Below are 12,473 nucleotides of genomic sequence, written 5' to 3'. Positions count from 1 at the left end.
TTCTTATGAAACTATTTTTGTTTTTCACCACTATTTTACTGACCTGTGTGGGCTGCCAAAAAGAACAGAAGTATGAAACGTTTATCGTTGTCGTTGACCGGAGGTTACCTGCGAATGACACTGTACAGCTTCTTTAAAAGCATCCTGAACTGAAATTGTTTAATAGCGAAGTGGTGGAAAGCTATACTAGAACAGCTTATATCGTTCAGCACGCATTTTATTATGACGGCCCCCTTAAAGGTTCGTTTCTGTTTAATGATTATAAGTGTAGTGCCCAATATGAGAATGACACTTTAAGTATCCTGCTGAACAATGATAATGGATATTTTGGAAACGGAGTTCTGGTAAAGGTATTCAACAGCCAATTTTATATAAAGGATATTGATCCCAGTACCCTAAAGAGAGAAAAAAAATTCATAAAATCAAAAGTTTTGGAGCAGAAACTGGTTCTAAACACCAATAAGTTCAATAAAAACGACAGTATTTATGGCTTCATAGATTATAAATGCAAGATTGACAGTTTAGTTTATAAACACTTTAGAGGATATTTTAAAACAACGATACAAAAAAATTGATATGATCACAGAAAGCCTAAGATCTCTTTTCAACAGAGATTTGAATCAGTTAAAAAAAGAGATAGAAGCCTATAAAAATGAAGAAACCCTATGGGTAATTGATAAAAACATAGCCAATTCTGCGGGCAATCTCTGCCTTCATTTGGTAGGAAACATCAACCATTTTATTGGAACACACCTGGGAAATACGGGATATGAAAGACACCGTGACCTGGAATTTTCCCTCAAAAACATTCCAAGAGCAGAACTTATTGAAAAAGTTGAAGCCACTGCTACAATGATAGATGCTGTACTTCCTCAACTTTCCGAGGAAGATCTTAAAAAAGAATATCCATTGGTTGTTTTTGAAAGTACGATGACTACTGATTATTTCCTAATTCATCTTGTAGCCCATCTGGATTATCATCTGGGGCAAATCAACTACCATAGAAGGTTATTGGATGCTTAATTCTCTTGTATGAATTGTATACGCTGCCAAGGTTTAAAAGCCCGACAGCGTATATAATTCAATCATTTTTCAGATTTGAATGATCTTTTTTTAATAAAAAATTACTTTTCAAACATCATTTTCGTAATGAAATCCTTCTCTCCTTTTCCTCTTGCCGGAGAATACTCTCTTCCATAGAAAATAATCTGAAGGTGCAGCTTATTCCAAACATCTTCAGGGAATAGCTTCTTCGCATCGCGCTCGGTTTCCACTACATTTTTACCTGAAGTAAGCTTCCATTGGGTCATCAGACGATGAATATGAGTATCTACAGGAAATGCAGGAAATCCAAACCCCTGGCTCATTACTACAGAAGCCGTTTTATGCCCTACTCCTGGCAAAGCTTCCAGTTCTTCGTAAGTTTGAGGAACAATACCATCATGTCTTTCCAACAGCAATTCTGCCATTCTTTTCAAATTCTTCGCTTTTGTATTGGAAAGTCCTATTTCTTTAATCAGTTCTTTGATTTGATATTCTTCCAACTTGGCCATTCTTTGAGGAGTTCCGGCTACCGCAAAAAGCTCAGGCGTAACCTGGTTTACTTTTTTATCTGTGGTTTGTGCAGAGAGTGCCACGGCAACCATCAATGTATATGGATCGGTATGATCCAGCGGAATAGGTGTTGTAGGATATAATTTATCCAATTCTATCTGAACGAGCTCAGCTCTTTGCTTTTTTGTCATGTAACCCTTAAATTTGAACAAAATTAAATTATTATGCTGAAAGTTGGAGACAAATTACCTGAATTTGAAGGTATAAATCAAGATGGAGGAACTGTAACCTCATCACAGTTGATCGGAAAAAAGCTGGTTGTTTTCTTCTATCCGCAGGCCAGTACACCAACATGTACCGTAGAAGCCTGTAACCTGAGCGATAATTATTCTAAGTTAGAAGAAGCCGGATTTCAGTTGTTGGGAATAAGCGGAGATTCTATAAAAAAGCAAAAGAATTTTCACAGTAAGTTTGCTTTTCCTTATGATCTTATTGCTGACGAGAGCCGTGATATCATAGAAAAATTTGGAGTTTGGCAGGAGAAAAAAACGTTTGGAAAAACCTATATGGGAATTGTAAGAACAACCTTTATTTTTGATGAAAACGGTATCTGTACAAGAGTTATTGAAAAGGTAACGTCTAAAACAGCAGCAGAACAAATTCTGGAGGGATAATCAATTCTTACCGGGGTATCACACTATTTTCACAAATACAACGTACAGTACGTTGCATTTGTGAAAATATGGGTATCCACCTAGATCCTGGTTTAATCTCCTTCAAACATCCCAATGTATTGTAACCCGTTATATGCTGTTCTATAGGGTTTTGGAACAACTAAATCTCCATCAGCATACCAAAATACAGCATTGGCTTTTTCGATTCCGTTCTGATGGCAAAAATCCTTAATGGAATCCCATTCTTCAGGATCTGTTGATGATTCTTCCAGGATTTCGTCAAGAGAAACCTCTTCCTCAAACCTTGGAATGATCCCTATAAAATCCTGATCATACCAAACTTTTCCAATATCCTTACAAAACTCGCACAATTTGTACTTAGGATTGTCAAAATCCCCTTCTGTCGAATAGTCGAGCTCAAAATATTTCTGATATTCTTCTTCCGGCTTAAAGGTTGTGCCTATCCAAAGATGAATTTTATTATTCTTTTCCATCTTATCATTATTGTTGTGGAGTACTTTTTAATAAAGCAAAACGCTATGCTAAAATACTTATTACGAATGCGTTATTCGGTTTCGTAGTAATTCAATTCTTCGGTTTCACCGGGAAGTGTTACATGATTTTTGAATTTCAGTCCCAATTTTTCAATCAGCTTTTGGGAAGACACATTATCTTTTGAAATAATAGCGGAAATTTTTGATAGCCCAAAATCATCCATTCCAATAGATTTCACCTTCTGAGCGGCCTCAAAAGCATATCCTTTCCCTTCAAACTCTTCTAATAGAGAGTAGCCGATATCTACAACATCCAATCCTTCCCTTTGGAAGATTCCAACAGCTCCTATTTTTTCGTTTCCCTCCTTAGTAATTAAAAGATAGTTCCCGAATCCCAGTTTTTCAATTTGGGGTGCAAATCTGTTGAGGATATAGTTTTCAGCATCTTCAGGGGTATTTACATTCCGATTACCGATATGTTGAATAAATTTGGGTCTGTTATACAATTCGAAAACAAAATCTCTGTCTTCGCGAGACATCGGGCGAAGTATCAATCGTTCTGTCTCATAAGTATTATCTGCGCTTGGGTGTTTTTTTGAGCTCATCTTTTTTGGGTTCTTCCTTTTTTTCGATTTTTAAAAGTCTCGGATTATTAGCACATTTCTTATTATAAAGCTCAATATAGGTACCATTATCTTTTACATGACTTACAGTGCCTGTAGCTTTATTAACAGTCAAGGTATAATGTGTTTTCTGATAAGGACATTCCTTTGACGTTACTTTTCCAAGATCAAGGTAATAATTTGTTTTGTCTTCGTGATAATTACCTGCAAGATCGGTGAATTCCTCATCCACCATATAACCATCAGCAGAGAGTACTACAGCGGCTTCTTGTGCATTATTAATCTTTCCGACAAACTTCTTCAGCCCTTCCAAATCAAGCACATAGTTTACCTTTCCTCCTTCTGAATAAGCGATATAGTAAAAACTGTCTTCACTGGGAAACAGGTTAAAACCTGAAAACTGAGGGGTATAATTTACTTTTCCCGCAGTCTTTATTTCCTGTCCTTTTCCGTAGCTATTGTATACCAATACCCACGAATCTACCTTACTATCAGGATCAATCTGCTGCAAAATACCTGAAATACTTGCCAATTTCTTTTTCTCCTGAGAATATCCAAGAGTTGCAAAAAATAAAGCGGTAAGCACGGTAAGTCGGGTGGCAGTTTTAATCATAATTTAAAAATCAGCAGAAAATATACCAAATTTTTTACATAAACTTCTCTCCTTTCTTGAAACTTTTCAGGTCAAGAACATAATCTTTGATCAGTTGATCATTGTCACGAGGACAAATAAGAAGAGCTTTATCTGTATCTACAACAATATAATTCTCAAGCCCGTCGATGATAACGGCTTTATTGCTGTTTTTCAGGCGGATAATATTTCCTTTTGAATTGTACGCCAACAGGTGTTTCAATTTTACGGCATTTCCGTCTTCATCTTTTTCGGTGTTTTCATAAACGGAAGTCCATGTTCCAAGATCGCTCCATCCAAGATCGGAAGGAATTACATATACATTTTTGGCTTTTTCTAAAATTCCGTTATCGATAGAAATTTTCTGAACTTTAGGATAAATGGTTTCAATACAGCTGTTTTCTTTCTCAGAATTGTATTCACAAGCCATAAAGTGTTGCATCATTTCAGGAAGATACATATCAAAAGCATGGTGAATGCTTTTCACATTCCAAACAAATATACCGGCATTCCAAAGGAAGTCTCCACTCTCTAAAAAGCTTTGTGCAATTTCAAGAATAGGTTTTTCGGTAAATGTTTTTACTTTAAAGTATTCTGATCCCTTTTTTTCTACAAACTGAATATAGCCATAGCCCGTATCAGGTCTTGTAGGAGTAATCCCAAGGGTTACCAGATAATCATGCTTAGAAGCGACATCAAAGGCCAGTTCTACTTTCTCCAAAAACACATCTTCTTTAAGAATAAGATGGTCGGCCGGCAGCACAATCATAGTAGCATCCGGATTTATTTCAGCAATTTTGTTAGCCATGTAAAGGTTACAAGCTGCTGTATTTTTCATAAGAGGCTCTCCCACAATATTTTCTTCAGGAATTTCCGGAAGCTGTTGATGGGAAAGAGCAACATATTCCTTATTCGTGATCACGAATATATGCTCTTTAGGAATTACCTTGCTGATTCTGTCATAAGTTTGCTGAATCATGGTGCGCCCGGTTCCTAAAATATCCTGAAACTGTTTTGGAAATTTCTGCGTACTCATTGGCCAGAATCGGCTCCCGATTCCTCCCGCCATTATTACACAGTATCTATCTGATTTTGACATTCTTAGCTACATTTTTCTACCCTAGCCAATGGTTTGAAAGAATACTTCCTTCCAGTAGCCAGGTTCTGACAAAGATAGTTTTTTTTAACCAGACCTTCGAATAAATACTTTTCGTTGCGATACATAAAAAATTCACCCTTTTGAAGTTCTTCTATAAACTGTAAGCTATCATCTTGTTTCTCAGTATGAAAATACCTTACCAGATCGGGGCTGGCCATAAAGTTAGCCTTTGGTGATTTTGAAAACCTGATGATAATAGGCTTCAGATCTTCGTCATACACTTCGAGGCTTTCAAGAAGCATATTTCTGAAGGTTTCTTTCCACTCATTACCATGGGGGGAAATTCTGCGTCCATATTTTTCAAAAGCAATCAGATGAGCCAGTTCATGGGTAAGTACAAAGAAAAAGAGCTGGGGAGTCAATGTAGAATTAACGGTAATTTCGTGAGAATTATCCGGAAGTTTTCTGTAATCTCCCAGTTTGGAGTTTCTGTTTCGTGTAACTTTTATATGGATATAGTAATCTGAAAACCATATACTTAAGCATTTAAGTGTATTTTGAGGTAAATATTTTTCTAAAGATTGAATAGACATTTTATAAACTTAATGGAATTCCTGCATAGAAATTCAATAGTTTAAGACTGAATAGATAATTATATTTCGCCTGCGCTACTGATCCCTGTGCATTTGCATAATTATTTCTTGCTACATTCACATCATAAATTGTAGTTCTCCCTGCCGCATAACTTTTGTCTGCAAAATCAAGAGCCAGTTTTGAGCTTTTTTCAGCTTCTACGGCTGCCAGATAATTTTCGTAATTGGCATCAGCATCAAACTGAGCTTTCTGTACATTTTGTCTTACTGTCTGCTTCTGCTGCTCTAATGTGTTTTTAGCAAGACTTTCGTTTATTCTGGACTGTTCTACCTGCAATTTAGTGATTCCTTTATTAAAGATAGGAATATTTACAGAAAGACTCGCCTGTTGTCCGAAGTTATCTTTATACTGTTGGAAAAAACCTTTTTCTTTAATATAAATAAGTTCATTTCCAATATTATCCGTATTTAAGAGGTTGTTATAGAATGTCCCAACGCCTGCACTTGCCGTAACAGTAGGCCAGAAAGCCGTTTTGGAAACCTCTGTTTGAGCTTCTGCAGAATTGATTCTGCTTTGTGCAGCTTTTATCTGCGGCTGAGACTGGTATGCAATTGTTAAAACCTCATCTACAGATTTAAGTTCCGGAGACAACTGATCGGAAACATACACATCTTCCACATCAAAATCTTTATACTCTGATAACTGTAAAAGCTGAACCAAAGCAAATAAACTACGCCCTACATTTACCTCCGCAGTTTTCAGGTTCTGCTTTTCTCTAGCCAAAGCTGCTTCGGCTTCTGCCAAAACAGTCTGAGCCGTTGTTCCTACATTGGTCGTTATTTTAGCTCTGTCAAACTGCTTCTGAGCATTGCTTACCGCACTTTCAGAGATTTTTACAATTTCTTTATTCAGCAAAGTCGTGAGATACTGCTGTGCAATCTGTAAAGAGATATCATTTTTGATGGTTTCTACATCATAAAGGCTTGCTTCCAGATCATACTGGCTTTTTCTCACTGTTTTTTCCAGTCTGCCGTTGTTATACACCAAGATATCTGCCCCAAGACTTGCATTATTACTGAATCGGTCATTTCTTAAACTTCCCGTACCGAAAGACGTTTGTCCAAAGCTGACCGTATTCCCTAAGCTTCCCGAAACGGTAGGTAAATACCCTTTTTTGGCAATTTTAAGGCTGGCATCCTGTGATTGTTTGTTATATTGATTTTGGATAACCTGAAGATTATGCTCCACTGCATAGCTTACACATTCTCTTAAGGACCACTTCTTCTGAGCGCTTAAACCCAGATATCCCAATCCAAAAACGATAATCCAAACTTTTTTCATATGTATATGTTTATTTGATTTTTAATGGTCATATGGAATCACTTCATCTTCGTCTATATTTGTCCTTACAAATCAGAGCGATTTCATATTAAGATTTTTCCATATTAGACGAATTAAATATAAAAAAGTTACAGATTGAAAAATTATATTTTATTTTAAAAAAACTTTTGGGAATTTTGCACCATGACAAACGAACAATATCAGGAAGCTATCGACTGGCTTTTCGTACAGATGCCCAACTATCAGATTGATGGGCAAAAGGCTTATAAACCTGGATTAGATAATATAACCAAGCTATGTACTTTCTTTGGAAATCCACAGGATAAGATCAAATGTATTCACATTGGCGGTACCAACGGGAAGGGTTCTTCTAGCAATATGCTGGCCTCAGTTCTTCAGGAAGAAGGCTATAAAGTAGGATTATACAACTCCCCACACCTTATTGATTTTACAGAACGTATTAAGGTAAACGGCAAAAACTGCAATAAAGAGTTTGTATATGACTTTATTCAAAAGCTGAAAAGTATTCCGGAAGAGATCCGTCCTTCATTTTTTGAATTCACGACCATTATGGCTTTTGAATACTTCTATCAGCAACAGGTAGATTTTGCCATTATTGAAGTCGGATTGGGCGGAAGATTGGATTCAACCAATATTATTAACCCTTTAATTTCAGCCATTACCAATGTTCAGCTGGATCACCAGAATATCTTAGGAGACACGATTGAAGAAATTGCCACAGAAAAAGCAGGGATTGTAAAAAATAATGTTCCTATTATTTCCGGGGACGATACTGAGGCTGTAAAAAATATTATCAGAGCTAAAGCAGCTAAGGAAGATGCCCCTTTTATAGACGCTACTTTACTCCAAAGTGATCTTGAGTCTGATCTTAAAGGAAATTATCAGAAGAAAAACATCCGGGTTGTTCTGGCCATCATTGAAGAGATGAAGAAATTACAGATATCCGTTTCCAATCAAAACGTGGAAAAAGGATTATTGAACGTTCATCAAAATACAGGATTCATTGGCCGTTGGTTTGAATTTTCAAAAGAGCCTCTTACCATTTGCGATACGGGACATAACCAGGCAGGTTTGGAATATGTTTTTTCACAATTAAATTCTATTGACAGACACAAGCACGTCATTTTGGGGTTTGTTAATGATAAAAAGATAGATGAAGTGATGGGTTTACTTCCTGGTAATTCTGAGTTCTATTTTGCAAAACCATCCATCAACAGGGGAAGACACCCCGAAGATTATGAAAATCTACTTCAGGAGGCGAAAATTTTTTATAAAATTTTCAATTCTGTACAGGAAGCGTATCTAGCTGCAAAAGAACGATGTACAAACGAAGAAATGATTTTTATTGGCGGAAGTAATTTTGTAGTGGGAGATTTTTTAGAAAAAAATTTGGAGTGTAAAGAATAAGTTGTATATTTGCACCACTCTAAACGAGGAAACAATAACAAAGTCTAGAGGGTTCTTAGCTCAGTTGGTTCAGAGCATCTGGTTTACACCCAGAGGGTCGGGGGTTCGAATCCCTCAGGACCCACAGAAATCTCTCTTTTTTAAGGGAGATTTTTTTTATGTACTAAAACCGCCTCATTCTATGTTTAAAAATAGTAAGGTAGTTTCTAAAAAATAATAAAGAAGTAATTCTTTTTACCATAAACAAAAACTCGGCATTGATTTGCAATCAATACCGAGCCATATTTTTCTCAAAGTTGCCACAACTTATAACTCTATGGTATTATTTCATCTTCCTGATTAGGAGCCCAAGCTTATAAAGATCAAGATAACGAAGGCTGCAATTTCCTTTTAAAAGTTTTTTCCTAATGAAAGGTTCAGCTATAATAAAAAGAAGCCCTAAAAAGGTATTAAAAGGAGCTACACCTACTTTGTGATAGATTCTCACAAGCTTTACCTCCGAGAGTTTTGAATCTAAGATTTTATCGGTAAGCATTTCTGCCAGACTTTCTACCGACTCTTCTACTTTTTCAAGATAAACATTATTGGCCTCAAGATCATTATTAAGGATAGGATCATCAATATGATCAATTTTCACTCCTGCAGATTTTAAATCCATAGCGAAAAGAAGGTCTTCATAACCATACTTTTGAAACTGAGGATTAAAAATAATCTTTTCCAGTATTTCTCTTTTAATAATAAAATTGTTGGTCTGAAAGCTCAAGTAAGGTTTTTCCCGTCGCAATGATGTGGAAAGATTTTCTCTTTCAACAGCAAACTTCCATCTTAGGAGATGATTTTCATCGGAAGCAGAAGGAAGAACCTTTCTTCCACCGTATATAATTTGAGTATTGGGATTCTCCTGTATAAAATGAATATACTTCTGTAAGAAATCCTGATCTACGATTTTTCCGTCACAATCCAGAAACAAAAGATATTCTCCTGTAGAAAAATGTAAAAAAAGATTACGGATTTGAGACCTTCCGATGTTTTTTTCAAGAAATACAAATTCCTTTACAGTATTCTTAAGTTCACTATTAATCTCTTTGAAACTGCTTTTTGAAGCGTCATCAATCAAAATAATCTCAGCCTCTACTCTACTGGTCTCAACTTCTTTTTGTAAAGTAAGAACCAATTCTCTAACATCAAAATTATAAACAGGAATACAGATTGAGATTTTCATGCGGTCAGATTCTGGATACTACATCTTGGATATTGAATTCCTCCAGACACGCCCAATCTCCTCTATAACATTCTTTATCTCCAAATACTGAACAAGGTCTGCAGCTAAGATCTTTTACCTGAACCACATCTTCCTCGCTTTGCCCAAATCCTAAAAATCCGGCATAAGGATGGGTTGCTCCCCAAATGGAAACACATCTTGTCCCCATAAGGCTTGCTAAATGCATATTGGCAGAATCCATAGAGACCATTACTTCCAGTTCTGCAATTTTACTGAGTTCTTCAGAAAGATTTAATTTCCCGGACAGGCTTTTGGTATTGGGAATTTGCTGCTCCCATTTTTCAAGGGTTTCTGTTTCTTTTTTACCGCCTCCAAAGAAGTATACGGTATGTTTTTGAGCTAGAATTTTAGCCAGTTCAAAGGATTTCTCCAAAGGAAGCATTTTTCCTTTATGCTGCGCAAAAGGAGCAAAGCCAATTCCTGACTTATGATCTGAAAGAGGTCTCAGCTTTTGGGAAAGCTCTATGGTAAATCCCATTTTTCTGAAAACATCAGCATAACGCTCTACTGTTTTCTTTAGCTGAAATTTATCCAGGTTCCATACATCAGTAAGGTGTTCCTTTTCTTCTTTTCCTTTATCTATTTTAAAAACCTTAAGGCCTTTTCTTCTATATATTTTGTCCAGAATCTTCGTACGGATCACATCGTGAAGGTTGGCAATACAGTCCGGGTTAAACTCACGGATCAGCTCATTGCTCAGTCTTCTCAATCCAAAAAAGCCTTTATAATCATCCAGATCTATTCCTTTAAAGATGACATTAGGAACCCCAGCAAAAAGAGCTTCGAAATTCTTTCTGGAAACCATAACAATTTCCACATCAGGGTTCTGTTCCAGAAATTCTCTGAAAACAGGTACCGTCATGGCAACATCCCCAAATGCGGAAAAGCGATATGCTAAAATTCTGGTCACGATTATGATTTCAGTTGATAAGCAACTGCATAAAATTTGATCTGCTTGGTCATTGCCATCAAACCATTTGCTCTTGATGGCGAAAGAAACTCTTGTAATCCGATCTCTGCAATAAAGTCAAAATCAGAATCCAGAATCTCCTGAGTGGAATGTCCACTATAAATACTTACTAAAAGAGAAACGATCCCTTTTGGTAAAATTCCGTCAGAATCTGCATTGAAGAAAAGTTTCCCATCTTTGAATTCGGCATCGATCCAAACTTTACTCTGGCAGCCTTTAATCAGGTTCTCCTCTGTTTTTCTGTCATCCGGTAAGCCTTTCAGTTCTTTTCCAAGATCAATGATGTACTCATACTTTTGCTCCCAGTCTTCAAGAAATGCAAATTCGTCGATTATTTCCTGCTGTTTTTCTTTAATGGTCATTTTTAATCAAATTTCTTTATGCAAAGATAACCAATTTTGTAAAAATTATTTGCAGGATGCTTTTTCAAAAAGTTTTAGGATGTTTGTCTCTTCATTCTCCCAGCAGAAGACCTCTGCAGCTTTATCCAGTTCGGAACGGTAATACTCTCGGCCTCTTTCAAGAACACACTCCATTGCTTTTTCAATAGTTTCCGGCTTATGATCTGTCACCATCTCTCCCACATTAAACTGATTTTTTATCCTTTTCATTTCAGGGAAATTGATCATAACAAGTGGTACTCTGGATTGGATATAATCACAAACTTTATTAGGTAAAGAATAGTAATAGCTTACTCCGTTATTTTCTTCAAGACTGAATCCTACATCTGCCGTTCTGGTAACTTCCCGAAGATTCTCAGGTTTCAGCTTACCCAGGAAAAAGACTTTGTTCTGAAGCTTTTCACGGGCTACCAGTTCTTCATATTCTTTCTTCTTTGGCCCATCACCGGCAATTTTTAGAACAGCATTCTTTATATGATGCATCGCCACGATCATCTTTTCAATTCCTCTGGATTGGTTGATCGCTCCCTGATAGAGAATTATTTTAGGATTGTTCTCTGGTATTTCAGGCACAGAAAGAATCTTCCTTGGAATATTTCTTACCACAACAGCTTTTACCTTATATTTTTCATAGAACCATTCTGCATAACTTTCGCTTTCCGTCATCATCAATTCTACTTTAGGAACTAGACTTCCTTCTACCAATCTCCAGAATTTTTGTGAAAGACGGTTTTGGATGGCAGGCATTTCAGTAAAGATTTCATGACTGTCGAAGACCAGCGGTATGTTCAATTTTTTGGAAATGAGATAATTTGGCAGAAGCGCATCAATATCATTGGCCAAAAGAATGGTCTCTTTGTCAGCCTTTTTCTTCAGCTCATAGTAAAGTTTCCAATTGAATTCAAAATAAGCAGTTTTTAAACTTTTAGATCGTAAAGCAATTCTTGAAAAGGGATATGGGCGTTCCATTTTTTCACTTCCACCCCAGTCATTTCCTATTAAATTGATAGGATAACCGTTATCAAAAAGGGTTTTGCATACTTTTTCTATTCTTTGGTCAGTATACAGATTACTAAAAGCAGAAACTAGTATTTTTTTCTTCATGAATCTTTCTTGTCTGTTATTAAATAGTAGATCTGGATGAAACAAATAAGCCCATTCGGGATGATAACAGGCCAAAGCCATCCATTGAAAATACCATAAATGACAAAACAAATACAGCCAATCATATTGACAACTCTGATTTTTCTTACATCTTTCAGTATGAAACTCAATACGATAAAAAGAGAAGCTGAGTAACCGATATAAGTGGTAAGTGCAGAATTCATGAGAAAATTTTAAGAATAACAAACTTAGTCATTTTCAATAAGATAATAAAATTT

General features: G+C 36.3%; 17 protein-coding genes and 1 tRNA gene. 6 read left to right on the top strand and 12 right to left on the bottom strand.

Annotated features, from left to right (window positions below):
- Nucleotides 1-5 precede the first annotated feature (5 nt).
- The 3 genes from ACL9RH_RS21835 to ACL9RH_RS21825 are packed head-to-tail and all read left to right on the top strand — an operon-like array spanning nucleotide 6 to nucleotide 1,023.
- Nucleotides 6-137, top strand: a complete 132-nt coding sequence (locus ACL9RH_RS21835; RefSeq protein ID WP_422695449.1) for a hypothetical protein — start codon at nucleotides 6-8, stop codon at nucleotides 135-137.
- A gap of 36 nt (nucleotides 138-173) precedes the next feature.
- Complete coding sequence (locus ACL9RH_RS21830) at nucleotides 174-575, top strand: hypothetical protein (RefSeq protein ID WP_422695448.1); 402 nt, start codon at nucleotides 174-176, stop codon at nucleotides 573-575.
- A 1-nt stretch (nucleotide 576) separates the two neighbouring features.
- Nucleotides 577-1,023, top strand: a complete 447-nt coding sequence (locus tag ACL9RH_RS21825) for a DinB family protein (RefSeq protein ID WP_422695447.1) — start codon at nucleotides 577-579, stop codon at nucleotides 1,021-1,023.
- A 101-nt stretch (nucleotides 1,024-1,124) separates the two neighbouring features.
- On the opposite strand, the gene ACL9RH_RS21820 is transcribed toward ACL9RH_RS21825, so the two are convergent.
- A complete protein-coding gene (locus ACL9RH_RS21820) occupies nucleotides 1,125-1,745 on the bottom strand; it encodes an endonuclease III domain-containing protein (protein ID WP_422695446.1) in 621 nt (206 codons plus the stop codon).
- Nucleotides 1,746-1,778: 33 nt separating this feature from the next.
- Between ACL9RH_RS21820 and bcp the strand changes: the two genes are divergently transcribed.
- Nucleotides 1,779-2,228, top strand: a complete 450-nt coding sequence (gene bcp, locus ACL9RH_RS21815) for a thioredoxin-dependent thiol peroxidase (RefSeq protein WP_422695445.1) — start codon at nucleotides 1,779-1,781, stop codon at nucleotides 2,226-2,228.
- 92 nt (nucleotides 2,229-2,320) lie between these two features.
- Here bcp and ACL9RH_RS21810 read toward each other — a convergent pair whose 3' ends face one another.
- From ACL9RH_RS21810 to ACL9RH_RS21785, 6 genes are all read right to left on the bottom strand, one after another.
- On the bottom strand, nucleotides 2,321-2,722 hold the full coding sequence (locus tag ACL9RH_RS21810) for an immunity 22 family protein (protein WP_422695444.1): 402 nt from the start codon (nucleotides 2,720-2,722) through the stop codon (nucleotides 2,321-2,323).
- A gap of 71 nt (nucleotides 2,723-2,793) precedes the next feature.
- The gene (locus tag ACL9RH_RS21805) at nucleotides 2,794-3,327 is read right to left on the bottom strand and encodes a GNAT family N-acetyltransferase (RefSeq protein ID WP_422695443.1); all 534 of its coding nucleotides are present in this window, start codon (nucleotides 3,325-3,327) and stop codon (nucleotides 2,794-2,796) included.
- Entirely contained in the window at nucleotides 3,296-3,958 is a 663-nt protein-coding gene (locus tag ACL9RH_RS21800) for a hypothetical protein (protein WP_422695442.1), read from the bottom strand. The genes ACL9RH_RS21805 and ACL9RH_RS21800 overlap by 32 nt, the downstream gene beginning before the upstream one ends.
- A gap of 34 nt (nucleotides 3,959-3,992) precedes the next feature.
- Nucleotides 3,993-5,075 carry a mannose-1-phosphate guanylyltransferase gene (locus ACL9RH_RS21795; RefSeq protein ID WP_422695441.1) on the bottom strand — a complete coding sequence of 361 codons (1,083 nt, stop codon included), beginning with the start codon at nucleotides 5,073-5,075 and terminating at the stop codon, nucleotides 3,993-3,995.
- 2 nt (nucleotides 5,076-5,077) lie between these two features.
- Nucleotides 5,078-5,668, bottom strand: coding sequence for a SprT-like domain-containing protein (locus ACL9RH_RS21790; RefSeq protein ID WP_422695440.1), 591 nt, complete (start codon nucleotides 5,666-5,668; stop codon nucleotides 5,078-5,080).
- 1 nt (nucleotide 5,669) lies between these two features.
- Nucleotides 5,670-7,010, bottom strand: coding sequence for a TolC family protein (locus ACL9RH_RS21785; protein WP_422695439.1), 1,341 nt, complete (start codon nucleotides 7,008-7,010; stop codon nucleotides 5,670-5,672).
- Between the two features lie 183 nt (nucleotides 7,011-7,193).
- Here ACL9RH_RS21785 and ACL9RH_RS21780 point away from each other — a divergent pair, with 183 nt between their 5' ends.
- Together ACL9RH_RS21780 and ACL9RH_RS21775 are read left to right on the top strand one after the other, a co-directional pair.
- Nucleotides 7,194-8,438 carry a bifunctional folylpolyglutamate synthase/dihydrofolate synthase gene (locus ACL9RH_RS21780; protein ID WP_422695438.1) on the top strand — a complete coding sequence of 415 codons (1,245 nt, stop codon included), beginning with the start codon at nucleotides 7,194-7,196 and terminating at the stop codon, nucleotides 8,436-8,438.
- 49 nt (nucleotides 8,439-8,487) lie between these two features.
- Nucleotides 8,488-8,562: transfer RNA gene (locus ACL9RH_RS21775), tRNA-Val, on the top strand.
- A gap of 198 nt (nucleotides 8,563-8,760) precedes the next feature.
- Here ACL9RH_RS21775 and ACL9RH_RS21770 read toward each other — a convergent pair.
- The 5 genes from ACL9RH_RS21770 to ACL9RH_RS21750 are packed head-to-tail and all read right to left on the bottom strand — an operon-like array spanning nucleotide 8,761 to nucleotide 12,419.
- Nucleotides 8,761-9,660 (bottom strand): glycosyltransferase family 2 protein, encoded by a 900-nt coding sequence (locus tag ACL9RH_RS21770; protein ID WP_422695437.1) that lies wholly within the window; start codon nucleotides 9,658-9,660, stop codon nucleotides 8,761-8,763.
- 4 nt (nucleotides 9,661-9,664) lie between these two features.
- On the bottom strand, nucleotides 9,665-10,630 hold the full coding sequence (locus ACL9RH_RS21765) for a glycosyltransferase family 9 protein (RefSeq protein ID WP_422695436.1): 966 nt from the start codon (nucleotides 10,628-10,630) through the stop codon (nucleotides 9,665-9,667).
- A 2-nt stretch (nucleotides 10,631-10,632) separates the two neighbouring features.
- On the bottom strand, nucleotides 10,633-11,052 hold the full coding sequence (locus tag ACL9RH_RS21760; RefSeq protein WP_422695435.1) for a SufE family protein: 420 nt from the start codon (nucleotides 11,050-11,052) through the stop codon (nucleotides 10,633-10,635).
- 45 nt (nucleotides 11,053-11,097) lie between these two features.
- A complete protein-coding gene (locus ACL9RH_RS21755) occupies nucleotides 11,098-12,195 on the bottom strand; it encodes a glycosyltransferase (protein ID WP_422695434.1) in 1,098 nt (365 codons plus the stop codon).
- Complete coding sequence (locus ACL9RH_RS21750) at nucleotides 12,192-12,419, bottom strand: uroporphyrinogen decarboxylase (protein WP_422695433.1); 228 nt, start codon at nucleotides 12,417-12,419, stop codon at nucleotides 12,192-12,194. The genes ACL9RH_RS21755 and ACL9RH_RS21750 overlap by 4 nt, the downstream gene beginning before the upstream one ends.
- Nucleotides 12,420-12,473 lie beyond the last annotated feature (54 nt).

The sequence above is a fragment of the Chryseobacterium sp. Mn2064 genome (assembly GCF_049319685.1).
Lineage (GTDB): Bacteria > Bacteroidota > Bacteroidia > Flavobacteriales > Weeksellaceae > Chryseobacterium.
Note: the sequence above shows the minus strand (reverse complement) of the source record. Positions and strands in the feature narration are given on the sequence as shown.